This window comes from Synechococcus sp. R55.4 (assembly GCF_047461935.1).
In the GTDB taxonomy this organism is placed as follows: Bacteria; Cyanobacteriota; Cyanobacteriia; order Thermostichales; family Thermostichaceae; genus Thermostichus.
This window is the reverse complement of sequence record NZ_JANSIF010000027.1, coordinates 15973-39694: the sequence shown is the minus strand read 5'-3', so window position 1 is coordinate 39694 and position 23722 is coordinate 15973. Positions and strand designations below refer to the sequence as shown.

At 59.2% G+C, this 23722-nt stretch carries 22 protein-coding genes, 1 tRNA gene and 1 rRNA gene; 13 read left to right on the top strand and 11 right to left on the bottom strand.

The window, feature by feature from the left end:
- Nucleotides 1-5: 5 nt before the first annotated feature.
- Nucleotides 6-122 (top strand): 5S ribosomal RNA (gene rrf / locus NW842_RS07930).
- A 132-nt stretch (nucleotides 123-254) separates the two neighbouring features.
- Here the strand turns inward: rrf and NW842_RS07925 are convergent.
- The 3 genes from NW842_RS07925 to NW842_RS07915 all read right to left on the bottom strand — a co-directional run bounded on the left by NW842_RS07925 (nucleotide 255) and on the right by NW842_RS07915 (nucleotide 3679).
- Nucleotides 255-1571 carry a bifunctional folylpolyglutamate synthase/dihydrofolate synthase gene (locus tag NW842_RS07925; RefSeq protein ID WP_414374690.1) on the bottom strand — a complete coding sequence of 439 codons (1317 nt, stop codon included), beginning with the start codon at nucleotides 1569-1571 and terminating at the stop codon, nucleotides 255-257.
- A gap of 58 nt (nucleotides 1572-1629) precedes the next feature.
- Complete coding sequence (gene serA, locus NW842_RS07920; protein WP_414332254.1) at nucleotides 1630-3210, bottom strand: phosphoglycerate dehydrogenase; 1581 nt, start codon at nucleotides 3208-3210, stop codon at nucleotides 1630-1632.
- 232 nt (nucleotides 3211-3442) lie between these two features.
- On the bottom strand, nucleotides 3443-3679 hold the full coding sequence (locus tag NW842_RS07915; RefSeq protein ID WP_011429589.1) for a DUF3148 domain-containing protein: 237 nt from the start codon (nucleotides 3677-3679) through the stop codon (nucleotides 3443-3445).
- A 717-nt stretch (nucleotides 3680-4396) separates the two neighbouring features.
- On the opposite strand from NW842_RS07915, the gene NW842_RS07910 reads away from it, so the two are divergent.
- From NW842_RS07910 to NW842_RS07890, 5 genes are all read left to right on the top strand, one after another.
- Nucleotides 4397-4618, top strand: coding sequence for a DUF2949 domain-containing protein (locus NW842_RS07910; RefSeq protein WP_414332365.1), 222 nt, complete (start codon nucleotides 4397-4399; stop codon nucleotides 4616-4618).
- Entirely contained in the window at nucleotides 4599-5681 is a 1083-nt protein-coding gene (gene mazG / locus NW842_RS07905) for a nucleoside triphosphate pyrophosphohydrolase (RefSeq protein ID WP_414374718.1), read from the top strand. Before NW842_RS07910 ends, mazG begins: the two co-directional genes overlap by 20 nt.
- 123 nt (nucleotides 5682-5804) lie before the next feature.
- On the top strand, nucleotides 5805-6842 hold the full coding sequence (locus NW842_RS07900) for an isopenicillin N synthase family dioxygenase (protein WP_041438122.1): 1038 nt from the start codon (nucleotides 5805-5807) through the stop codon (nucleotides 6840-6842).
- Between the two features lie 103 nt (nucleotides 6843-6945).
- Nucleotides 6946-7905, top strand: a complete 960-nt coding sequence (locus NW842_RS07895; protein ID WP_414417809.1) for a transglutaminase family protein — start codon at nucleotides 6946-6948, stop codon at nucleotides 7903-7905.
- A 92-nt stretch (nucleotides 7906-7997) separates the two neighbouring features.
- Nucleotides 7998-8504 (top strand): hypothetical protein, encoded by a 507-nt coding sequence (locus tag NW842_RS07890; RefSeq protein WP_011429595.1) that lies wholly within the window; start codon nucleotides 7998-8000, stop codon nucleotides 8502-8504.
- 9 nt (nucleotides 8505-8513) lie between these two features.
- Here the strand turns inward: NW842_RS07890 and NW842_RS07885 are convergent, their stop codons facing one another.
- Both NW842_RS07885 and frr read right to left on the bottom strand, forming a co-directional pair.
- On the bottom strand, nucleotides 8514-11240 hold the full coding sequence (locus NW842_RS07885; RefSeq protein ID WP_414417808.1) for a CBS domain-containing protein: 2727 nt from the start codon (nucleotides 11238-11240) through the stop codon (nucleotides 8514-8516).
- A gap of 231 nt (nucleotides 11241-11471) precedes the next feature.
- Complete coding sequence (frr, locus tag NW842_RS07880; RefSeq protein WP_414351818.1) at nucleotides 11472-12020, bottom strand: ribosome recycling factor; 549 nt, start codon at nucleotides 12018-12020, stop codon at nucleotides 11472-11474.
- Nucleotides 12021-12266: 246 nt separating this feature from the next.
- On the opposite strand from frr, the gene NW842_RS07875 reads away from it, so the two are divergent.
- The gene (locus NW842_RS07875; RefSeq protein WP_414374696.1) at nucleotides 12267-12845 is read left to right on the top strand and encodes a hypothetical protein; all 579 of its coding nucleotides are present in this window, start codon (nucleotides 12267-12269) and stop codon (nucleotides 12843-12845) included.
- Nucleotides 12846-12858: 13 nt separating this feature from the next.
- Here the strand turns inward: NW842_RS07875 and recR are convergent, their stop codons facing one another.
- On the bottom strand, nucleotides 12859-13458 hold the full coding sequence (gene recR / locus NW842_RS07870) for a recombination mediator RecR (protein ID WP_414374697.1): 600 nt from the start codon (nucleotides 13456-13458) through the stop codon (nucleotides 12859-12861).
- A 35-nt stretch (nucleotides 13459-13493) separates the two neighbouring features.
- Nucleotides 13494-13829 carry a YbaB/EbfC family nucleoid-associated protein gene (locus tag NW842_RS07865; RefSeq protein ID WP_414344527.1) on the bottom strand — a complete coding sequence of 112 codons (336 nt, stop codon included), beginning with the start codon at nucleotides 13827-13829 and terminating at the stop codon, nucleotides 13494-13496.
- Between the two features lie 222 nt (nucleotides 13830-14051).
- Here NW842_RS07865 and NW842_RS07860 point away from each other — a divergent pair, with 222 nt between their 5' ends.
- Together NW842_RS07860 and NW842_RS07855 are read left to right on the top strand one after the other, a co-directional pair.
- Nucleotides 14052-14948, top strand: a complete 897-nt coding sequence (locus NW842_RS07860; protein ID WP_414417807.1) for a carbohydrate ABC transporter permease — start codon at nucleotides 14052-14054, stop codon at nucleotides 14946-14948.
- An 18-nt stretch (nucleotides 14949-14966) separates the two neighbouring features.
- The gene (locus NW842_RS07855; protein WP_414417806.1) at nucleotides 14967-16475 is read left to right on the top strand and encodes a UbiD family decarboxylase; all 1509 of its coding nucleotides are present in this window, start codon (nucleotides 14967-14969) and stop codon (nucleotides 16473-16475) included.
- Here NW842_RS07855 and NW842_RS07850 read toward each other — a convergent pair.
- The gene (locus NW842_RS07850) at nucleotides 16472-17683 is read right to left on the bottom strand and encodes an ABC transporter permease (protein WP_414374702.1); all 1212 of its coding nucleotides are present in this window, start codon (nucleotides 17681-17683) and stop codon (nucleotides 16472-16474) included. The genes NW842_RS07855 and NW842_RS07850 overlap by 4 nt on opposite strands.
- Complete coding sequence (locus tag NW842_RS07845) at nucleotides 17680-19053, bottom strand: efflux RND transporter periplasmic adaptor subunit (protein ID WP_414374704.1); 1374 nt, start codon at nucleotides 19051-19053, stop codon at nucleotides 17680-17682. The genes NW842_RS07850 and NW842_RS07845 overlap by 4 nt, the downstream gene beginning before the upstream one ends.
- Before the next feature lie 178 nt (nucleotides 19054-19231).
- Between NW842_RS07845 and rplS the strand changes: the two genes are divergently transcribed.
- The 4 genes from rplS to NW842_RS07825 all read left to right on the top strand — a co-directional run bounded on the left by rplS (nucleotide 19232) and on the right by NW842_RS07825 (nucleotide 21458).
- A complete protein-coding gene (rplS, locus tag NW842_RS07840; RefSeq protein WP_414351837.1) occupies nucleotides 19232-19612 on the top strand; it encodes a 50S ribosomal protein L19 in 381 nt (126 codons plus the stop codon).
- A gap of 51 nt (nucleotides 19613-19663) precedes the next feature.
- Nucleotides 19664-19736 (top strand) — tRNA-Trp (locus NW842_RS07835).
- Nucleotides 19737-19808: 72 nt separating this feature from the next.
- Complete coding sequence (locus tag NW842_RS07830; protein ID WP_414351830.1) at nucleotides 19809-20633, top strand: tetratricopeptide repeat protein; 825 nt, start codon at nucleotides 19809-19811, stop codon at nucleotides 20631-20633.
- Nucleotides 20634-21035: 402 nt separating this feature from the next.
- On the top strand, nucleotides 21036-21458 hold the full coding sequence (locus NW842_RS07825; protein ID WP_414374706.1) for a hypothetical protein: 423 nt from the start codon (nucleotides 21036-21038) through the stop codon (nucleotides 21456-21458).
- A gap of 151 nt (nucleotides 21459-21609) precedes the next feature.
- On the opposite strand, the gene pgl is transcribed toward NW842_RS07825, so the two are convergent.
- Nucleotides 21610-22341 (bottom strand): 6-phosphogluconolactonase, encoded by a 732-nt coding sequence (gene pgl, locus NW842_RS07820; RefSeq protein ID WP_414374707.1) that lies wholly within the window; start codon nucleotides 22339-22341, stop codon nucleotides 21610-21612.
- Between the two features lie 101 nt (nucleotides 22342-22442).
- Nucleotides 22443-23450 carry a phosphoribulokinase gene (locus NW842_RS07815; protein WP_414330815.1) on the bottom strand — a complete coding sequence of 336 codons (1008 nt, stop codon included), beginning with the start codon at nucleotides 23448-23450 and terminating at the stop codon, nucleotides 22443-22445.
- Nucleotides 23451-23722 lie beyond the last annotated feature (272 nt).

Here is a 23722-nt window from a genome sequence, read left to right as displayed (position 1 = left end):
ATTGTCCTGGTGCCTATGGCGATGTGGAACCACGCCGACCCATCCCGAACTCGGACGTGAAACGCATCAGCGGCGAATCTACTGGCAGGGTGACCTGCTGGCAACCTAGCTCGGTGCCAGGCCCACCACCCTAACCCAATCAGTAGGGGAGTATCTTGATCAAGTGATAGTGGTTGAGAGCTAGTTTTTGTTCATAGCTCCTCTCTCTTTATAGGAGAGGAGCTCAGGTTTTGCATAAGGTTTCACCTGTCAGTTCAACAGGCTAGATCCCATCCCAAACATTCCTGCATCACCTGGCCCAATAGGTACAGGGATCCGCAGATTACAGCTGGTGGCTCAGTGAGGTTTTTCGGCTTGAGCAACTGAGCCCGAAGAGCGGAGAGATTGGGCAGTGCCCGTGCCGAGGCGAGATGAGGCTGCAGAGTCTGGGCTAGCTGAGCAAGTTGCTCGGGATCCGTCCCAGAGTGGCCGGCAATTGGCAGGGCAAAAAAGCAATCTCCCGGCCGCAGCAGGGTACTGAGAATGCCCTGGACATCCTTGGTGGTGAGGATGCCCATATACCAGGTGAGGGGGCCAGGTTGATACTTATCCAGATAGCGACGGAGAGCCTGGGCAGCGGGTAAGTTGTGGGCTCCATCCATCAGCAACTGGCGGGATCCAATCTGCACCCGCTGTAGGCGCCCCGGCCAACGGGTGATGGCAAATCCTTTTTCGACAGCGGCATCCGGGATCCGCCAGCCCTGTTGCTGTAGGGTTTCCACAACGGCAAGGGCTACTGCTGCATTGGTGAGTTGTACATCGCCGCTGAGGGGCAGGGTGAGGAGCTGCCCTCGCCAGTGGACGGTTTGAGGCTCTGACCATCGCAGAGGTTCGACCATCTTCAGGGGGCTTCGCAATTGCTCTGCCTTGGCTCGGATAACTGCTGTGACCTCTGGGGTTTGGGGTGCGCACACTGCCGGGATCCCTGGCTTGAGAATGCCCGCCTTTTCAGAGGCAATTTGGGGAAGGCTGTTGCCCAAGCGCTGCCAATGATCCCAGCCGATGGAGGTGATGGCCGTCACCACCGGCTCGATCCCGGCATTGGTGGCATCCAGCCGACCCCCCAAGCCCACCTCTATCACCGCCACATCCACCTTTTGTCGGCGGAAGTACAGCCAAGCGGCGGCGGTGATAGCCTCAAACTGGGTGGGGGAAGCCTCGTTGGGGGTATAGGTTTGTAGGCAGTCTCGCACCTGGGCCAGCGCTTGGCTCCAGTCGTTGGTGGAAATGTATTCCCCGTTCAGCCAAATCCGCTCCCGCCAATCTACTAAATGAGGAGAGGTGTAACGACCCACACGATAGCCTGCCGCCCACAACACGTGGCTGACCCAGGCACAGACGGATCCCTTGCCGTTGGTACCGGCTACATGGATGGCCGGGATCCCAACTTGGGGCTGTCCCAGGCGCTGCAGCAAGACTTGCATGCGTTCCAGGCTGAGGTCCACACCGAAGTGACTCAGCGACTCCAGAAACGCCGGCCAATCCCAGTCTGGGATGCGAGGCAGGGTTAGGGACAAATCACTCTGGCTCAAGCAAAGACTCCGTCTTGCTGTGGAAGTGAGGTTTGGGATTTTTTAAGGATCAGCAATTCTAGAGGTTCACCACAAAAGCGTCGCGGATGCCCGGCTGCTTGAGCACCTCTTCCAGGATCCCATCGGGCAGAGGATCATCCAAGCTGAGCACCATCACTGCATCGCCGCGGATGATCTTGCGGCCCACTTGCATGCTGGCGATGTTGACATTGTAGGCTCCCAGCAAGGTGCCAATCCGCCCGATGATCCCCGGCATATCCCGGTGCAGGGTCATCAGCATGTTGGCGGAAGGGGGCACATTCACCGGGAACTCGTCGATCTGGGTGATCCGCACCTCTCGCTCCCCAATCAACGCCCCCGAAACCGAGCGGATCCCATTGGGGCCATGGGCAATCAACGTCAGGGATCCGGAATAATCTTTCAAAGAGGGATCTCGAGTTTCCACCACCCGAATGCCCCGTTCTTTGGCCTCGATGGAGGCGTTGACGTAGTTGACCCGCTCCCGCAGCGCCAGCGTCAAAAGCCCTTTGAGAGCGGCAATGACGATCGGCTGACCATCTTTTTCTGCCAGATCTCCCTGCAGGCGGATCTCCAACTGGTTGACGCGATCCCCCGCCAATTGGCCAACCAAGTTGCCCAGGGTTTCGGCCAAGTCCAGGTAGGGTCTGAGGTTTTGCAGCACCTCTGCCTGTAAGCCGGGGATGTTCACAGCAGAGCGGGCCGGCAGCCCCAGCAACACATCGCGGATCTGCTCGGCCACATCGATGGCCACGTTCACCTGGGCTTCTTCGGTGGAGGCCCCCAAGTGGGGAGTGAGCAGGACTTCCTTGCCCAGAGAAAACAGCGGAGAGTCCTTCAGGGGCTCGTTGGCAAATACATCCAAAGCCGCTCCGGCAATTTGACCGGATTTCAGGGCTTCGTACAGGGCTTGTTCATCCACCAAACCGCCACGGGCGCAGTTGATCAGGCGGGCGGTCGGCTTCATCATGCGGAAGGTTTCGGCGTTGAACAGGTTGGTGGTTTCAGGGGTTTTGGGAACGTGCAAGGTGATGTAGTCCGATTCCTGCACCAAAGTTGTGAAGTCCACCAGGCGCACCCCCAGTTGCTCTGCCCGCTCCACGGACAGATAGGGGTCATAGGCCAGCAGCTTCATCCCCATCGCCTTGGCAATCTGGGCCACATGGGATCCAATCCGACCCAATCCGACAATCCCCAGCGTTTTTTTGTAGACTTCTACGCCGACAAACTCTTGCCGATTCCACAGGCCCGATTTCAGAGAGGCATTGGCATCAGGTATGTGGCGGGAGAGGGCCATCATTAAGGCAATGGCGTGCTCGGCAGCGGCAATGGTGTTGCCCTCTGGGGAGTTGACCACCAGGATCCCGGCTTTGGTTGCGGCAGGCACATCGATGTTGTCAACGCCAACGCCCGCCCGCCCGATGATCTTCAAGTTCGTCCCCGCCTCGATCACCTCTCGGGTAACCCGTGTACCGGAGCGCACCATGATGGCATCGTAGTTGGGGATGACCGCGATCAACTGCTCTGGGGTGAGCTGAGTTTGCACATCCACCTGAGCGACTTGGGAGAGAATGTCGATCCCCGCCTGATCGATGGGATCTGTGACGATGACTCTGGGCATAAGCAGCGCTGGTCTAGTGGGATGGAGGGCAGTAAGAAGCAGGGATTAGCGCAAGTTGAGGTGGATCTCACCGGCTGAGCCAAACTTTGACCCAACCCCAACCGGCACACCTTAATCTACCGCGAAAGTCCGCCGGTCAGTCGAAGGCTCGCTTCTGTGGAAAGCTGCCAGCTCCCAAAGGTTCTGAAGGCCGACAAACCCATCGAGCTGGCTCGGAGGAGAAATGGGCGCACTAGGACAGGGATCCCACCGGGGCAAGATATTTTCCGTCTATGAGAAAGATGCCATTGGCAAATTGCACGCTGTAGGTGCCCAACAGCCGTCGCTGCAGGATCACCCCTTGCTCGTGCAAGCGGATCAAATGGGCCGGGCGCAACATCGGCATTGGGTCAGCCGTTTTTAGGTAAGGAGGCATCTCCACCACTTGAACCGTTGCCCCCACCGGCAGTAAACCTTGGGCTTCAGACATAATGGGAGTCCATCCTGCAGCCGTTTCTAGCTTAGGTGACATACTCCTGCACTCATGCTGATGCAAAGCGCTCCGCGCCGCTAAAGCGAAAGAGTGCGAGCTTCAAGGACTCCGTCCCGCTGACGCGAACAGTGACTCCTGTTAAGGACATTTCCTGAGCTTTAAGAACGGGATGCCCCACCGCTCTCTGCTTATCATAGCGCAGGAATCTCCGCCTCTCATCCCGACTCCCATGCTGATACATAGAGGGCGGGACTTCTCGGCGGTCTAGCTAACCCGAGCAGGATGGCAGCCCCAGGGCGGATCCCAGAGGAGCCGAACAGATTGGATCCCTGAGCAGTTATTGTAAGATTTTTATCTAAATACCAGAATTAGTCAGATAAAAAAGTAACATCTTGCCAAGGCAAGTTGGTTTCTCCAAACAAAGAAGAAGCAGCCAGCCTTTCAGGGTACTGCCAACTGATCGCCAATCTGCTACCATACCATGACCTCTCGCTACCCATTTTTTGTGTCCTTGGATACAGAAACCTCATTTGCTGAGGCAATTTAGGGGTTTTCTTGCCGTGGAGCTGTGGGCACAGGGCTTGGTAAGCTCACCTGTGGCCTATTTGCCAGCCGGATCTTTGCCGAAACTCTGTAGGAGTGTTAAGAATAGTTACGTTAGTTTACTATCTTCTCAGTTTCATATTTGTCCTTCTTCAGCGCTGCGAAACGACCATGCTAGATCCCATTCCCCCCCCAGCCCTTGAGGAATATCTCTTGCAAACGGGCATCATCGACCGTTCTCAACTGAGCCTGGCCAAGAAGCTGCAACATCGCCAGCAAGGGCCGTTGCTGATGATTCTTTTGGAGTTGAGTTTCATCGATCTGGAGCAGCTCAGCCGCCTTTTGGATTTGGGCCGCACCTACCCTTTTGACCATGCTGCAAACGCTGGATAGTCTTCAGCCCGACTGGCAACAAGCTCTGGCTCGGTGGTCTACTGCGGAGCAGGGATCCCTACTGCTGAAAAGCTGTGGGGGAAAGGATCCGGCGGAGCTGCGCAGTGTTTTGCAACAGGTCTGTGCTCCTGTCCAGCCTGTTACGTTGTTAACGGAGGGCTTAGAGGTGGTGGCCGGCCCACTGACGCTGCAAAGCTGGGATCCCCAAGCAACGGGGCATTTTGCCCACCTCTATCTGGAGCGTTCCGCCTCTACCTCGCACCTGAGTCGTTTGGCGGCTGTTGTTGCTCGGTTGCGTGCCCCCGATGGATGTCCCTGGGATCGGGCCCAAACTCCGGAGTCTCTGACCCCCTACATTCTCGAAGAAGCGTATGAGACGGTAGCTGCCATTCGAGCCGGGGATCCGGCGGCGATTGCCGAAGAGCTGGGGGATTTGTTGTTGCAGGTGGTGTTGCAGTCTCAGATCTTTGCCGAGCAGAACCACTTTGATCTGGAAGCTGTGGCTGCGCGAATTGCCGATAAACTGATCCGCCGTCACCCCCATGTGTTTGGGGATGCTGTGATGGCAGATCTTCCGGAGTTGCACCGCTCTTGGGAACAGATCAAGCAAGGGGAGCGACCGGATCAAAGCCTTGGCCAAAAACTGCTGCACTATGCCCAAAGTTTGCCTCCCCTAATGGCTGCCCTGAAAATTTCCTGCAAAGTGGTGGGGGCAGGGTTTGAGTGGCCAACGGTGGAGGGGATCTGGGCCAAGATCCGCGAGGAAGAAGCCGAGCTGCGTCGAGAATTGGAGAGGGATCCCCCCGATCCAACTCGCCAGGAAGCCGAACTGGGGGATCTGCTTTTTGCCCTGGTCAACTTGGGCCGTTGGTACGGTTTGGATGCTGCCCAAGCTCTGGCCCAAACCAATCTGCGCTTTGCCCGTCGTTTTTTGCGCATGGAAGAGCTGGCTCAGGAACTGCTGGGATCCACGCCCGGCGGTGGCAAAAGCTCCCTTCTGAAAGGGCGCAGTCTCCAGGAGCTGGAAGTCCTCTGGCAACAGGCCAAGCAAGAGTATCCCTAGTTTCGTTTCTGGATGTGGGGTTGAGCCGGTGCCAGCTCTGAGGGGGTATCCGCCCACACAGTCTTGGGGCAGGTTTTCTTCGTAGGGTAGGAGCTGTTCTGAGCACCTGTCTCTACGTCGGCTATGTCTCCAGTTTCTTCCTTTGAGCAAGCTGGGATCCCTTGTCTGGATTTGACCCCCTTTCGGGAGGGCACGGATCCGCTAGGGGTTGCAAAGGCTTTTGGGGCAGCCTTGGAGGAGGTGGGGTTTGTGGTGATCACAGGGCATGGGATCCCGGAGGCCATCATACAAACAGCCTACGAGAGAGCGAGGGCTTTCTTCGACCTGCCGCTGGAACAAAAAATGGAGGTGGTGACTCCGGATCGCGTCAAAAACCAGGGATACCTGCCGATTGGCATCGAAAGTGTAGCCGCTACCCGTGGGGCAGAGGTTCCCTACGATCTCTGTGAGGCGCTGGTGTTCAATGACCTGTTTCGGGAAGATCCACAACGGCCCCAAGCAGGGGTGGATCCGGATTCGGGCAACCTTTGGCCCACCCATCCAGCAGGACTGCGGGCTGCTCTTCTGGCTTATGATGCGGCTCTGCTTCAGCTCACCCAAACCTTGATGCGCATGGGCGCGTTGGCTTTGGATCTGCCGGAAACCTATTTTCTGCCTTTTATGGAGGGGAAAGGGGGAGTGCTGCGGGCTGTGCATTATCCTGAACAGGAGGTGGAGCCCATCCCGGGACAGCTACGCTATGGGGCTCACTCCGACTACGGTGGCTTCACGATTCTGCGACAGGATGGGGCGCCGGGAGGGCTGCAGGTGTACTCCAAAGCAGGAGAGTGGATTGATGTGCAGGCTGTTCCCAACGCCTTTGTCATCAACGTTGGCGATCTGCTATCCCGTTGGACCAATGACCGTTGGCGCTCCACGTTGCACCGCGTGGTCAATCCACCCCGATCGGCTTTCGGTTCCAGTCGCCGCCTGTCTTTGGTTTACTTTACAGCTCCTCGGGACGATGCTTGGATCGAATGCCTGCCCACATGCCAGAATGCAGCAAATCCCCCTCGCTATGCTCCTGTACAGGCTGGGGAGTACATCCGCTCTAAGCTGGAGGTTTCGATGATTGGGAAGGCAGGGCAAAGCTCTCGGAGATCTCAAACTCGGGATCCCTGAAGTCTAGAGATCTCGGGCAGACGATGCAACCGCTTCTTGGCTTTGATCTGGGAGCAGTTTGGGTTGCCTGATCTCGGTGCTCCTTTGCCTGTGATAAAACTCCTTGCCCGTCATTTGGCCTGTGCAAATTCAGATCCGCCATCTCATCGAATATCGCTACAGTCGTCCAGTCCAACTGGAGCCCCACACGGTGCGATTGCGACCGCGCTGCGACGGGATCCAGACTCTCCTGGCTTTTGAGTTGCAGGTGGATCCGCAGCCGGTGGGCCAATCGGCGCTGGTGGACCTGGAGGGCAACGCGGCGGTTCGGCTTTGGTTTGAGGATCCCACCGAGCACTTGCGCATCCAAACTCAGGCCACGGTGCTCACCCTGCGGCAGAATCCCTTCGACTACCTGCTCTGCGATTGGGCCACCCATCTCCCCATCGACTATCCCAGCACGCTGGCAGCCCAATTACAGCCTTATCTGACGGCTCAGGCGGATCCCGGCATCCAGGCCTTGGCCTGGGAGCTATGGGATCACGTGCAGGGGGAAACGACAGCTTTTCTGCCGGCGCTGAACCAGCGCATCTATTCAGAATGCCGCCACATCTTGCGGGAAAAGGGGGATCCCTGGCCTGCCGGCTTGACCTGGCATCGCAAAACCGGAGCCTGCCGCGATCTGGCCCTGGTGTTCATGGAGGTCTGCCGTACGGTAGGCTTGGCCGCGCGCTTTGTCAGTGGCTACCAGGTCAGCCCCTCGCAGCCTTCGGGGGAGAGCAGGGGTGGAGAACCCCCAGAGCCTGTGCGCCGTCATTTGCACGCTTGGGCGGAGGTGTACTTGCCAGGGGCCGGTTGGCGGGGCTTTGATCCCACCCAGGGGTTGGCCGTGGCCGATGGTCATGTGGCTTTGGCGGCCAGCGCTTACCCCAGAGATGCCGCTCCCATTTACGGCCATTGGCTGGGCAAGGGCGTTCACAGCAGCATGAGCTACACCATCCACATTCAGGCGGGATCTTCCGCCCACAGCCAAGCCCAGCTTGCTGCAGACAGCTTGAGCACTCCACCAAAAGTTTGGGGCTGAAGCTGTAGAGCTTCAACTTGGCCGGATCCCAAAGCGGAAATTTGAGATAGCATAGCCTAGCCCAGATCTTGAGAATTTGCCGAGGGATCCCGTTGACCCAGTCTATTGATGTCCCCACCAGCGTTGATACGTTTTTGCAGGAGTTGGCCGCCATTCAGCAAGTTGGGCCGAAGCGAGTGGCCATCCTGGGCAGTCGTCATGTGCCCATTACCCACCAGTATTTGATCGAGACCCTCAGCTATGCTTTGGCCCTCACGGGCAATCAGATCCTCACATCCGGGGCTATTGGCACCAACTTGGCCGTCATTCGGGGGGCGATGCGGGCGGACATGAAGTCCTTGACGGTGATCTTGCCGCAGAGTTTGGAGCGACAGCCGGCAGAGTCGCGGGCCAGCCTGGAGCAGGTGCTGCATCTGGTGGAACATCCCGAAAACGACCATCTTCCCCTGGCGGAGGCCAGCCGCCTGTGCAACCTGGAGATCATCGGCAAGTGCCAGCAGTTGATCTGCTTTGTTTTCCACGACAGCGTCACGCTGCTGGATGCCTGCAAGCATGCTGAGGAACAACACAAGTTGGTCACTCTCTTCTATTTCGACTGATTTGCCCTTCTACTTTCTTCCTCGGTATTGAGCTTGCGGCAGGGGGAAGTGTTCTTGTAGCCAGGCTTCAGCTTCTGCCGGGGTGGTGAGTTCGCCGTTCAGGGTGAGGCAACGCAGTTGCTCCAAAATGGCTTGGAAGGGGCGACCTGGCTTATAACCCAGACGACGCAGATCGTGGCCGTTGAGGAGCGGCTTCACCCAGTACCACTCCTGCAAATAGCGCCAGATCAGCCGCCGGGCCGGCTTGGGGGCGATCCCAGCCAACAAAATCACCGCCGGGATCCGCAGCCCCTGCAGCAGTTGCACCACCTGGGCCGGAGAGAGGGTGCCGGGATCCAATTGGGCCAACAGGGTTTGGTAATAGGAGGAATGGCTGAGGCGTTCGATGCCTGCTTGGGTAAGGTGGAGTTGGCTGGCCACCTGGGGGGCTTGGGGTAGGGTGAGGAGGAGAGCCTCTAGGCGCAGTTGCCAGATCTCCTGGGATCCCAGCTCAGGATAGCGGCGGCGAAAGTGATAAGCCCAGCGACCCACCCGTTGCAACCGCCGGCACAGGGAGGGATCCCACTCCAGGTCGGGGTGAATACAGCGCAAAGCTCCCCATTCTGCCAGCCGCTCAAAGGCTTGGGGCCAATCGCGGGATCCGAGAATGTAGGCCAGCTCCTGCTTGAGGCGATCCCCGCCGACGGCATCGTGCAGACCACTGGCCACGGCAGCGCGGATCCATTTTTCTGTGGTCGAGTCCAGGGCGAAGCCCAAGCGCACCGCAAAGCGCACCGCTCGATAAATGCGGGTGGGATCCTCGATGAAGCTGTTGGGGTGTAATGCCCGGATGATCCCCTGTTGCAGATCTGCTTGTCCGCCGAAAAAATCCAGCACCTGTCCTCGCTGGGGGCCGTTGAGGCGCAAGGCCAAGGCGTTGATGGAAAAATCCCGCCGATAGAGGTCTTGCTGGATGGATCCCATGGCCACTTCGGGGGGAGAGGCCGGGTAGGGATAAAACTCCGTGCGGGCGCTGGCGATATCCACACAAAAGCCGCCTGGCCAGATCAAGGCCGCCGTTTGGAATTTGCCGTGGATCTCCAGCCGCGCTTCTGGGAAGTGCTGTTTGAGCGCTTGTCCCAAAATCAAGCCCCAGCCCGGGGGATCCGTCCCATCCGGGGCCGGAGAGTAGGGCCCATCCACCACCAAGTCCAGATCCAGCCGCTCCAAGCTGGGTGAGGGCTGCCGTCCCCACCGGTGCAGGAGCAGATCCCGCACCGTTCCCCCTACCAGATACAACCTCAGGCCCTTTTCATCGGCGATGCGGGCGGCCTGCTCCAGCAACTGTCGATGCCGTTCCGAGAGAGCCGCGAAGGTGAGATCCAGGGGGCAGGAAAGGGTGGGCAGAGCCAACTGCGGTGAGAAGGCCGGCAACTCGTGCAGGTGCCGCAACACGTCGGTGCGGGTAACAATGCCCACCAACTGGCCGTCCTGAAGCACCGGCAGGCGGCCAATGTCCCACTGCACCATCAGCCTTTGGATCTCCGCCAGAGGGGTGTCGGGGGAGAGGGTTTTCACATCGGTGGTCATGTAGCCCTTGACAGGGGCATGGCCAAACCCGTGGTGCAGGGCGATATCGATATCCCGCCGCGAGATCACCCCCACCAAGCGGCCTTGAGCGTCCACCACTACCAGGCCGGAATGGCCGTAGCGCAGCAGCACCCGCTGGGCCTCGTCGATGGTGATCTCCGGTCGGATGGTGCGCACCGGAGCCGACATCAAATCTCTGGCCGTCACCGGGGGCGGGATCCGCTCTTGGACAGCCTGCCTGAGGGTTGCCATGACTTGGGCCGGATCGGGCAAAGGCTGCTCTGGGGCGGCTTTTAGCGTGGCTGCTGCGGCACAGTCGTGTCCACCGCCGCCGTAGAGGGCCATCACTTTGCCCAACTGGGCAAACTCCTGCCGCGCCCGCCCGATCAGGCTGAGCCGCTCCCCCTGCCGCGCCACCAAGAGCAGCACATCCACTCCCGTCAGATCCATCAGCCGCATCACCAGGCCGGCCAAGCCGGGCACAAACTCCGGCAGCTCCAGCAGCCATTCTCCCAGGCGATACTCCCCCACCTGCTGCACCTGCATCTGGGCCAACCCCTGGCTGAGCAGCTCGCGCATCTCTGGGGTGAGGCCATCCCCCAAAAAGCGCCGCAACAAGACCAGGTTTACCCCCTGCTGCAACAGCCAGCTCAGGGCGGCGGCATCCCGGGCGGTGGTCTCCGGGAAGGTCAGGGATCCGGTGTCCATGTGGATGCCCAAAGCCAGCGCCAGCCGCTCAAAAGGACTGAGCGGGATCCCAGCAGCCTGCAGCCGCTCCACCAGCAAGGTACAGGTGGCCCCCACGGCCTCGATATGACCGTTGACCTGCTGCTGCGGCCAAAAGCCATCCGGTGGGGTTTCCGGATCCCGGATGTGATGGTCAAAAATCTCAATCTGGGCGCCAGGGACACTCAACCAAGCGGCAGCTTTGCCCAGGCGATCCGGATCGTGACAATCCACCACAATCCAGCGCTGCACCTGTCCCGGATCCACAGAGCGCAGCTCGATGAGGGGAAATTCATCTCGGTACAAGGCCAAAAACTCCTGCACCCCCGGCAGGGATCCACCAGTCAAGGCGATGCGGGCACCCGGATACAGGCGGGCCGCTCCCACCGCCGCCCCCAGGGTGTCGAAATCCGCCGATTGATGGCACAGGATCAGATCCATTGCGGCAAGAGTTGTCGTTTTCCCCCCTTCCATCCTGGCCTAAGCCGGGATCCCTCTTGTTGGAATTGGACGAGGAGAAACGAACGGCTGCCCGACTTCGAGGGGCAAGTGGAAACCTTGAAGTTTCGGGATGAGTGTCGAGTTTTGATCAAAAAATGGGGTCTTTAACCCCGTCCTACGGCTATGCAGAAGCAGGCCAGTAGCGTGGGGAGTTATGTCCACAAGGAGCTTTTACAGCGTCGTCAGCTCCTTTTCTTTTTCTGCCAGCAGCTCATCGATCTTTTTGATATAGCGGTCGGTCAGCTTCTGGATGGCATCCTGCAAGCTTTTGGACTCATCTTCAGACAGCTCGCCATTTTTCTCCCGCTTGCGCACCGAGTCAATGCCATCCCGCCGGATGTTGCGGATCGAGACTCGCCCCTCTTCGGCCAGCTTGGCCACCTGTTTGCTCAGCTCTTTGCGCCGCTCTTCTGTCAGGGGGGGAATGTTGAGCCGCACCACCTTGCCGTCGTTGCTGGGGGTTAGACCCAGGTCAGAGGCGACAATGGCCCGCTCAATGGCTGCCAAGGTCGAGGGATCAAAAGGCTGGATCAAGAGAGTGCTGGAGTCTGGCGTGGTGAGGCTGGCCAGGGCCTTGAGGGGAGTGGGCACGCCGTAGTACTCCACCTGAATCCGATCCAGCAGGCTGGAATTGGCCCGCCCGGTGCGTACCGTATTAAAGGAGCGCTGTGTGGCTTGCACAGCTTTGTTCATCAACTCCTCAATCTCAGCTAGCTCCACGGGGTTTTCCTCGCTTTCAAAATCAGTTTCCAGATATCAGGCTCTGGCAGCAAACCTGGCACCTCTACGGTGAGCCTGACCTCAATTTTACTGCCTTGTTGGGATCCAGATGGGATCCCGTTCCTCAGAGCTGCACCTGCAGTCGGCGAATTTCCGCAAAATGCCCCCCAGTGGGATAGTACGAGCTCAAAGCTTCCCCTATACTGCTCTGCAGTTTACTGCACAACACAGGCACAACAAAGTTTTATGCTCTCTCGCCAAATTGGTTCTTCAACAGCCCTAACCTGGCTGATCGGCAGCTTGAGTCTCTTGGGTTTTGGAGCGGCTGCGGCAGCCTTGGAGTTGCAGATTGTGTCCCCCAACGCCTATAAAGTGCCCTACCTGGGAATTGATGGCGTCTTTACCCTGGATACGTCTCTGGAACAATCTGCCAACGATCCGCGCAATCCGAAGCGGGTGAAGTTCGAGAAGATGGAGTTTTTCTCCTTTTATGCCGACCTGGAAGGGAAAAAGCCCCTGGCGGAAAAATGTCGCTACGCCTATCGGGGGGCTGCGCCGGATCCCTTCTACTACCCTGAGCGCTCCTTAAGTTCCATCTGGGATTTGTTTCAGTTGCAGCCTGGAGCAGACGCCAGTTGCGAGACCTTCACCTATGTGATTCTGCGGGCACCCCACGGGGATCCGGTGCACATGCACCTGCGCTACGGAGGCCGCAACAGCAGCTTCCAGGAACTTCTGAACATCAGCACTCTGCCGGAGGATCCTGCCAACTTCAACCCCTGGTGGAGCACCTACTGCGCGGAGGGGGTAACCGGCTGCGATTGAGGGGCTGGGCGGCTCACAACTCCTGCCGCGCTTCCAAGGCACGGGCCAGGGTGACCTCGTCGGCGTATTCCAGCTCGGATCCCATGGGCAGGCCGAAGGCCAGGCGGGTCATGCGCAAGGTGGGGGCAACCGGCTTCAGGTAATCCTTGACCACGTGCATGGTTACTTCCCCCTCTACGCTGGGGCTGATGGCAAAGATCAGCTCCTGCGGTTTTTCCCGTGCCACCCGAGCCACCAGCTCGCGGATGTGCAGTTGATCGACCCCGATCCCGTTCATGGGGGAGATGAGGCCGCCCAAAACGTGGTAGAGCCCCTTGAACTCGCGGGTGCGCTCCATCGCAATCAAGTCTTTGACGTCGGCCACCACGCACCACAGCAAGGGATCCCGCTGTGGCGAACGGCAAATCTCACAGGGATCCTCCGCTGACCAGTTGAAGCAGATGGAACAGTGCCGAACCGTCTGCTTGGCTTCCAGCAGGGCTTTGGCCAGGGCCTCGATCTCGCCGGCAGGCCGGTTGATCAAGTGGAGAGCTAGGCGCTGAGCGGTTTTGGAGCCAATGCCGGGCAGCCGTTGCAGCTCTTCGATGAGGCGAGCCAAGGGGCGAGTGTACATACAGAGTTAAGCAAGCGGGGTTAAGCAAGTGGGGCTCAACCCAGTCCCAACCCCGGCAGACTGATGTTTCCGGTCAGCTCTTCCATGCGTTTGCGCATCGTCTCGGCAGATTGGGTGTAGGCGTTCACCATCGCCGTCAGGAGCAAGTCCTCTACCACATCCACCGACTCCTGGAGAATCTGGGGATCCAGAGAGACTTTGAGAGGTTCTTGGTTGCCGTTTACCGTCACTTTCACCAGCCCATTGCCGGCTTCGCCGACGATCTCCATCTCTTCCAGCTCTTTTTGCAGCCTTTGGGCGCCATCGCGCACCTCTTGGGCTTTCTTGAGCGCTTCTTGGATTTTGCCGAAGGGGCCAAAGCCTCGAGTCATGGGATCCTCTCTTGGGTTATCCAGATACTGCTGTTCTACTCTACCCGTTTCCCCATCGCCGGTGAAAGCACTCGAAAGTTCAGGCCAGAAGTGCTCCGCACCGCTAAGGCGACTGGCCTTCCTTAGGTTGCCCTTAACTCTGGCAGATTATCCTCACAAGAGAAGCCGAAGATCGACCCAGAAACTCCATCTGCTCATCAGCGTTTGCTGTCCGGAGGTGCTATGGCTCAATTGTTGCAGGATCCCCGATCTCAAGTAGCCCAGCCCAGTTCAACTCGGGTGGAGCCTTCTGCCTGGCGTTGGCGGCGCTGGATCCCGGAGCGCTGGTATGTGCATTTGGGCCTGGTGCTGGCCTGCTTGGTTCTGGGATTTCCGGTGTTGTACGCCCTGCTCGTGAGCACCCAGAACAATGCCGAGGTGTTCCGCTATCAATTGACCTTTGGCTCCTCTTTTGCCTTCAACTGGCATCAGGTGATGGTGGCGCGGCACTTGGGCCACTACATGGTCAACAGCACCATCGTGGCGGTGGCGATCACCGTGGGCAAGACGGTTTTGTCGCTGCTAGCCGGGCTGGCCTTTGTGTACTTCCGCTTTCCCGGCAAAGGGCTGGCCTTTGGCTTTGTGCTGATCACGCTGATGATGCCCACAGAAATCTTGATCATTGCCCTGCTGCGGTTGGTCACCAACTTGGGCTGGGGATCCACCTACTACGCTTTAATCGTGCCCTTTCTGGCCAGCGCCACGGCCACGTTTTTGTTCCGCCAGCATTTTTCCAACATTCCCCGCGAGCTGGCGGAGGCGGCCCAACTGGACGGGGCCAACCCGCTGCAATTTCTCACCCAGGTGCTGATCCCCTTGAGCTGGAACGCCATCGGGGCGCAGGCGGTGATTCACTTCGTTTACGCTTGGAATATGTACCTGTGGCCCCGCTTGATCGTGCAAGGCCGAGAGCGACAAGTGGTGCAGGTGGGGCTGCAATCCCTGCTCAATCTGGATAGCTCGGCCTCCTATGGCCCCATGATGCTGGGAGCGATCATCGCCAGTATCCCGCCGCTGCTGGTGTTTATTGCGCTGCAGAAGCCCTTCATGAGCGGGTTAGCCCTCAATCGCGACAAGTAAGCCCTTAGGTTCCCTTTCATGCCCAGAGATCTACGCCGTTTTATTGCTCTGCTGGAATCCCGTGGTCAGCTCCGCCGCATTTCGGCAGAAGTGGATCCGGATCTGGAAATTGCCGAGATTGCCGATCGCCTCTTGGCCTGCGGGGGGCCGGCGCTGCTGTTTGAGCGGGTGAAGGGATCCTCAATGCCGCTGCTCATCAACACCCTGGGCACGGTGGAGCGCATTTGCTGGGCTTTGGGAATGGAGCAGCCTCAGGATCTGGAGGAACTGGGGAAAAAGCTGGCCCTGCTTTACCAGCCGCGGCCACCGCGGAGCTTTGCCCAGGCGGTGGAGTTGGGACAAGCTCTGTTTAGCGTACTCAAAGCTAAACCCAGCCGGGATCTGATCCCTCCCTGTCAGCAGGTGGTGCTGCGGGGAGAGGAAGTGGATCTCACCCAATTGCCCCTGTTGCGGGTCTACCCCGGCGATGCCGGACGGGTGCTGACCTTGGGCCTGATGGTCACCAAAGACCCGGAAAACGGGATCCCCAACGTGGGGGTGTACCGCCTGCAGTTGCAAAGCCGCAACACCATGACGGTGCAATGGCTGTCGGTGCGGGGGGCGACTCGGCATCTGCGCAAAGCGGCGGCCCTGGGCCAAAAGTTGGAGGTGGCGGTGGCGGTGGGGGTGGATCCGGTGGTGATTCTGGCGGCGGCCACACCCCTGCCGGTGGATCTGTCGGAGTGGCTGTTTGCCGGTCTCTACGCCGGAGAAGGGTTGCACCTGGCCCAGTGCAAAACGGTGGATCTGCAGGTGCCGGCCCATGCTGAGATCGTTCTGGAAGGCAGCATCACCCCTGGGGAAGTGGCCCCCGATGGGCCTGCCGGAGATCACATCGGCTACTACGGCCCCCGCAACGAGCAGGCTCCTCTGATTCGCTTCCACTGCCTGACCCACCGCCGGGATCCCATCTACCTCACCACCTTCAGCGGCAAGCCCCCCAAAGAGAACGACATGATGGCGCTGGCCCTGAACCGCATCTACACCCCCATCCTCAGGCAGCAGGTGCCGGAGATCGTGGATTTCTTCTTGCCGATGGAGGCGCTGGGCTACAAGGCCGCTATTCTTTCCATCGACAAAGCCTACCCCGGCCAAGCGCGGCGGGCAGCCCTGGCCTTCTGGAGCGCTTTGCCCCAATTCAGCTACACCAAGTTTGTGATCGTGGTGGACAAAGACATCAACGTCCGGGATCCACGGCAGGTGCTCTGGTGTCTGTGTTCGCGGGTGGATCCGCAGCGGGATGTGTTTATTCTGGCGGACAACCCCTTTGACACCTTGGACTTTGCCACCGAAAAACGGGGTCTGGGGGGCAAGATGGGCATTGATGCCACCACCAAGATCCCCCCGGAAACCGATGCTCCCTGGCGGGAGCCCCTTGCTCCAGATCCGGAGGTGGCCCGCTTGGTGGATCGCCGCTGGGCAGAATATGGCCTGGCGGATCTCGATGGGCAGCCGGCGGATCCCCGCCTGTTTGGATACGATCTCTAGGCCCGCAGGGCCTCAATGGGATCCAGTTGCGCCGCTTTGCGGGCCGGGAAAATGCCAAAGACTAGCCCAATCCCAGTGGACAGGGAGAACGCCACTCCCACTGCCACCCCATCGACTTGGGTCGCCAAGGGGGTGAATACCTGCACCGCCACCAGCAGGCCACTGCTGAGAAGGATCCCGAGCACTCCCCCGGTCGCGGCAATGAAAATCGCTTCGGCGGCAAATTGCTGCAAAATCTGGCGGCTATCGGCCCCGATCGCCTTGCGCAGCCCGATCTCATGGGTGCGTTCCGCAACTGAGATAAGCATCACATTCATGATCCCCACCCCTCCCACCAGCAGGGAGAGGGCCGCCGTGCCCGTCAGCAGCACCCGCAACAGGCTCAAAATCCTGGCCGACCCATCCAGGAGCACTTTCTGGTTGCGGATGATGAAGTCATCTTCTCCCACCAATTGGTGCCGCTGGCGCAGCAGGTTGCGGATTTGGAACTCGGCAGCAGGCAGATCGGCTTCAGAGCGGGCCGAGACGAAAATCGCCGTCAGCTCTGTGCCGTAGGGGGAACGCCGCCCGACCAACCGATTGGCCACCACGTCCACCGGCAGAAACACTCCGGCATCGCTGTTGCCAAACACCGTCGGCTTCGAGCGCAAAGTGCCGATCACCTCGAAAGGCAAATTGTTCAGCAGGACGGTCTCCCCAATAGCAGCGGCAGGGTCCAGGCCGAACAACTGGCTGGCGGCATCGCTGCCCAGCACCACCACCGGGCGCTGTTCCTCGATATCCGAGGGCAAGAGAAAGCGGCCTGCCTCGATCTCTAAGTTCAACACCGACAAATACTCCGGCCAAGTGCCGGTGGCCTCGTAGCGGCGATCCACTCCACCTCGCACAGCGCGCACATTGGTGCCCAGGCTGGGGACGGCTGCTGACACGGCAGGCACTTCCGCAGCAATGGCTCGCACATCCTCCAAAGTGAGGGGGCGGATGTTGCCGGCATCGACCAGGCCCAAGTTGGCCGAAAAGACGATCAGCAAGTTGGTGCCCAGAGAGCGAAATTGATCCACCGCCATCTCTTGGGCAGCATAGCCAAATCCGGCAATGGCCACCACCGCCGCATTGCCGATGAGGATCCCGAGCATGCTCAGCCCGGTGCGCAGGCGATGTCGTCGCACCATTTGCCAGGCCATTTTGGCCGCCGTTGCCAGGCTCATGGCTGTTGCTCCGCTCTTTTAATCAAAGTCTCTAGGTTCACCCCAGGAGGCAGGGCAGTAAAGACCCGATCCCCTGCCTGCAGACCAGAGAGGATTTGGGTAACTCCACCCTGAGTGATGCCCGTTTCCACGCGGCGATAGACAGGTTGCCGGCTTTGGGGATCCAGCAGGAGCACGCCTTCCTGGCTTTCCTCCCGGAGGATAGCCACTGAGGGCACCGTCAGAGCCTGAGGCTGGGGATCCCCAATGAAATCCACCGAAACAGTCATGCCGGTGCGCAAAAAGTCGGCCCCAGGCTCCGGTTCAACGAAGACCCGAAAGACGGTTACCTCTCGCACCACCACCGTAGCGGGTGCAATCCGCTTCACCCGCCCCTGCACCAGGCGGTCGGGGTAGGCCAGGGAGCGGATCTCCACCGGCTGACCCACCCGCACCTGAGCAATCTGGGCTTCTGGCACTTCTGCCCGCACCTCAATTCCCTGAGCCAGCGCCAAAATGGAACTGGAAGAAGCTGCGGTGGCATCGGAAGCTGCTGTTGTGGGAGCTACAAAGGATCCCACCTCGGCAAAGCGCTGCACCACCACACCGGAAAAGGGGGCGCGGACTTCGGCCTCGGCCAACCGGGATTGCCGTTGGGCCAGCTCGGCTTGTGCCTGGGCAATTTGGGCTTGAATTTGCTGTAGGGTTTCCGGGCGGCTCCCCAGTTGCAATCGCTCCAACTCCTGTTGAGCAGCTCGCAAATCCGCTTGCGCTTGTTCCAGGCGGGCCGAGCGTTGATCCAGCTCGCTGCGGGCTATCACCCCCGCCTGCACCAGGGCCTGAATGCGCTCCAACTCCCTCTGGGCCAAGTCCACCTGCGACCGGGCAGCATCCACCCTGGCCTGGGCCGCCGCGATCACCTGGGGGCGTTCTCCGGCCTGTTGCTCCGCCAGACGAGCTTGCAGCTCTTGAATGCGGGCTTGGGCTTGGCGAATGCCACTGGCGAGATCGCCGTAGTCCATCCGGGCCAATAACTGCCCTGCCACCACTTCATCTCCCTGATCCACCAACAGTTCCGCCAGGCGACCCGACTCGCGAGGGCTGACATTCACCTGGCGGAGCGGCTGCACCTGGCCGCTCACCCGCAGGCGTTGGGTGAGATCCACCACTTGAACCGGTACCGTCAATCTTTCCAGCCGTTCTGCCCTCTGCTGCTGCAGCTGACGCTGGATCAGGAGACCGCTGCCCCCTAGGCCGGCCAACAGCAAGCCCAAGAGCATCCAACCGAAGGGAAATCTCTGGCGGCGGGGTTTGCTCTGGGGCAGAGGCTGCTCTGCAAGCTTGGGAGTAGACAGGGATCCCGTCTTGGGCTCATCGGTGTGCAGGATCACAAAAGTCTCCCGTTTGTAACAAAAGCTTTATCTTTGTCTAGCCTATTGGAAAAATGGGGGAAGCGTAAACACAGTCTCCCACCTCTTGAGCTCTATGTCGGCCAGCTCTGTACAAAAAACAGCGACGATTGTTACCATGGTTAACTGCCGGTAGCGTGGGAAAGCCATGAACGTTCGCATCAATGCTGAGGAGATCATCCGCTCCATTGAAGCTGCCCAGATGAAGTCGGATCTGCCGGAGATTCGGGTTGGGGATCAGGTACGGGTGGGAGTTCGCATCCAAGAGGGGGGCAAAGAGCGGGTGCAAGCCTTTGAGGGCACGGTCATTGCCATGCGCCACTCCGGCATTAACCGCACCATCACGGTGCGCAAGGTTTTCCAGGGAATCGGCGTGGAGCGGGTTTTCCTCATTCACTCCCCGCGCATCGAGTCGATTCAGGTGCTGCGGCGAGGTAAAGTGCGCCGGGCCAAGCTGTTCTATTTGCGGGATCGGGTGGGCAAAGCCACTCGTATCAAGGCCAAGACAGAGAGTGCGGATAGCAAGGAACAGCTTCTTTGAAAGGTGGGTGTACCTGCTACACTGGGTAGGCGGGTGTAACCTTTGGCCAATGCGTCCTTAGTTCAGTTGGTAGAACGTCGGTCTCCAAAACCGGATGTCGGGGGTTCGAGTCCTCCAGGGCGCGCTAACCGTCAGACCCCCTTCTGTGGCGATGGCTTCAGGTGGGGACACCCCATCCAAGGTGGTTTTTGCAGCCATGAAGTCCGTCAGTGTACCCAACCTACTCCCTGCGCTGCTGCTGGGGCTGCTGTTTTGGCTAGGGATCCCTATCTGGCCTGGATCGGGTGTGGTGGCAACGGCAGCGAGCAACAGGGTAGATCACGAGATCGATCGACTGTTTGAGGAGGCCTTTGCGGCTACTCAGAGGGGAGATTTTGCCCGGGCGGAAACCCTGTGGACTCAACTGTTGCAGATCCAGCCTGATAATCCAGCCCTGTGGAGCAACCGGGGCAACGCCCGTGTCAGCTTGCACCAACTGCAGGCAGCTCTGGAGGATTATGCTGAGGCCATTCGTTTGGCCCCTGAGGCACCGGATCCCTATCTCAACCGAGGGGCTGCTTTGGAGGGGTTGGGGCGGTGGCAGGAGGCGATTGCAGACTACGAACGAGTGTTGCAGTTGGATCCCAACGATGCGGCAGCCTACAACAACCGCGGCAATGCGGAAGCAGGGCTGGGCCAATGGCAACAGGCTTTGGCCGACTACCGCCGCGCCACAGAATTGGCTCCCGACTACGCCTTCGCTCAGGCCAACTATGCTTTGAGCCTCTACCAGGTGGGTGAAACAGAAGCTGCTCTGCGCTTGATGCGGGCTCTGGTGCGCAAGTACCCGAAGTTTCCAGATATGCGGGCTGCTCTCAGCGCCATTCTTTGGGCGCAGGGTCGCCAGGGAGAGGCTGAAAGTCACTGGGTGGCTGTGCAAGGACTGGATCCCCGCTACGCCGACCTGGAATGGGTGAAAACCGTCCGCCGTTGGCCACCGGCAATGGTGGCAGCTCTGGAGCGTTTCCTTTCTCTCAAGTAGTGAGGCTTACGATTGCGGCGGAGGCACTCTGGGTCTTGACTCTGCGCATTGACGAAACAGTTGCTGGGGATCCCCGCAGCCAGAGTCTCAGGTTACATCCTGTCTGGGGGGATGGAGATTGCTAGATTGGGATCAAGCCGAGGGCGGATTCCAGCAGCAGGCTTAACCCAGAGCCAAGAGAGCGCAGAGGGATCCCAAAGGCTTTCAGCGAGCTGTGAAAAAAACTGTGTAAGGGATTGCTTCCTGCGACACCTTTTCGCCTTCTTCTTCGTCTGTTTCAGTCCTATCGCGGCGCGTGGTATCAACGTGAGTGCAATGGCTTGTTTCTCTCGCTCTTCTTCCTTCTTCCCTGATGGGAGAGGGAGGCTGCGAAATCACTGGAGCTGGGCAGGGCTGTTGCTCATGGTTCTGCAGCTTGGGCAACCCGCCGTGGCTCAGACGGAAACCCGAGTTTGGAGCGGAACCGGCCAAATTTTGAGCGGCCAGGGGCAGGGGGCGACGGTGCAATTGATCTTGGAAACGGGTGGCGGGCGTATCTGGAGCCAATCGGGGCCGGCCTTGGATGCACCCTTTTCCGGCGGCCATATTTCGGTAACCAGCGGCGATGGCACTTGGCAAATCCAATCGCAAGGGGATCAGTTGTTGGTTACCTTTTACCGCGGCGAGCAGATCATCCGCTGGCAACTGCGGCCCATGGGCGAGATCCCCAGCTCTTCCCCTTCTACGCCATCCAGCTCCCTGAGCAGTGACCCCGCTCAGCCTGTAGCGCTGCCTGTCCAAGAGCTGGTGATTCCAATACTGAAGAATTTGCCCGGTACCCCCTGAGGGATCCCTGCCCCGCCGGTTCTCGACCCATGAAACCTGGTGCGTTGGCCGCTGGGGCTATCAAACCTGTGGCCACTGGAATGGGCTGGGATGATTTTGGGGGCGGTGGGCCTGGGGATCCTATCCCATCGGCAGTTAGCCCGCCTGTTGTTTAGCTGAGCAGCGGGACACAGGGCAGGGGCAGTTGAGCCGCTGCCGCCGCATCCAGCAACCACAGCAGCCGTCCTCTAGGGTTTATGCGCTGGCAGGGTAGGTGGGCCTCGGTGGTCAGCGCCTCTTTCACGATGGGGGCTTTGTTCGCTCCGGTTACCAGGAACACCACCTGGGCTGCCTGATTGAGGACGGGATAGGTCAAGGTTAGACGCGGCTCCTGCCCTTTTTGCCCCACCGTCACCCAGCGGTGCTGCACCTGCAGAGCGGCTGTGTCGGGAAACAAGGAAGCTGTGTGGCCATCTTCCCCCACTCCCAGCCATACCAGGTCGAGAGAAGGGCACTCTGTACCGAAAATCTGCCGCAGGGTCGCCTCGTATTCGGCAGCATCGCGAAGGGGATCCCCTGCTTGGGTGGGCATAGGGAAAACTTGAGCTGCCGGGATCCCGATCTGCTGCAGCAGGGTTTCTCGTACCATGCGGTAGTTGCTTTCAGGGTGATCCGGGGGAACATAGCGCTCATCCCCCCAGAACAGCCAGGTTTGTTGCCAAGGGATCCCTGGGGTTTGGGCCAGGGCAGCATACAGCTTCTTGGGGGTGCTCCCTCCCGCCAAGGCCACCGTAAAGCGTCCCCGCTCGCGAATGGCAGCGGCTGACCGAGCTTGCCAAATCTCGATGGCCCGTTGGATCAGGACGGATCCCTCTGGAAAGATCTCCAACTGGAATCCCTGCATATGCCAAAACCTTGTTGCCGACCTCTACCGGGTCAGCCAACCTATGCCAACACTTTAGCGGCAAAAGGGATTCTCCTTAAGTGCTCAAGCGGGGCAAATCCTCAGGAAGCCACTGCTAGCTCTTTGGCTTCTGCCCGAATTTGCTCGTAAAGGGCGCGCAGCTTCAGGCCCACGATGACCTGAATCAGACCAGAGCCATTGCGGGATCCCGGGTATTCCGGGTGCTTGCGCAACAGTTCCGTCAGCTCGCCATAGTAGCGGGTGGACAAGTTGCTCAGGTGGTTCTCGATGTAGATGACCTCTTCCAGCTTGTCGAAGGTGCCGTCGATCTCCAGAATCGAAACCGGGTGCTCGAAGTAGGTGGAAGGGCCATAGTGGAGGCGGATCCCCGGGTAGGAACAGGTCAGCTTTTTGCCGCAGGGGATCCAATCAATGGTGGAGCCTTCGTCAAAGAGATAAACATGGTCGAAGTACTTCACCCCTTCCCGCTGGATCAGCCGCACCCGCAGTACTTTGTGCTCTGGATCCAGCTCCGGCAACAACTGGGTAGGCAAAACCTCAATGACGGCATCGGCGTACTGCTTCTGCACATCGACATAGGCTTCAAAGTCCGGGCGGCGAGCCTCGATTGAGCGCAACACATCTTCGTAGGTGTGGCCCCGCTCCGCCATGTCCCGCTTCACTTTCCAAGCAATCTTGATCTCTGGGGCCAGATCCAAGTACACCTTGAAGTCCAGCAGCTGGCGCACCCGCTCGTCATACATGGGATGCAGCCCCTCCAGGACGATGATGCGGTTGGGCTCCACCAGCTCCGGTGGGTCAATCAGCCCCGTCTCGTGGTTGTAGATGGGCTTCATCACACTTTGGCCGTTCTTAAGCGCCTTGGCCTGCTCGTACATCAGGTCGAAGTTGTTGGCGCGGGGATCCAGCGCCGTGATGCCCTTCTCTTTGCGCTGGTAGCGATCCAAGGAGTGATAGTCATCCAGACAGATGGTGGTAATCAGATCCCGGCCAAATAGATCCCCCAGCCGGCGTAAAAAGGTGGACTTGCCACAGCCAGAATCTCCGGCGACACCAATCATCACAACACGATCAGGACTGCTTGCCATGGGAACTCCTTGGGGACGGGCAGGGCAAAACTGAGAAAAAGGCTCTAGAAAGTTACCAACTGTTACGGTCTTGCATGATACCAAATAAAGCCGTTACATCACAACCCGCTTGTGGGCCAGAGAGGTGGGCACCCTAAGCAACAATTTAACAAAAAATCCATATTTTTGGCCGATGAGCTTGGCCGGGATTATTTTTCCGGGGTTGCCGCTCTCAGGACGGCCTGGGGGGCTGGCGAAGGTCGTCTGCTTCTCCTCTGACAAGTTCCATTTGA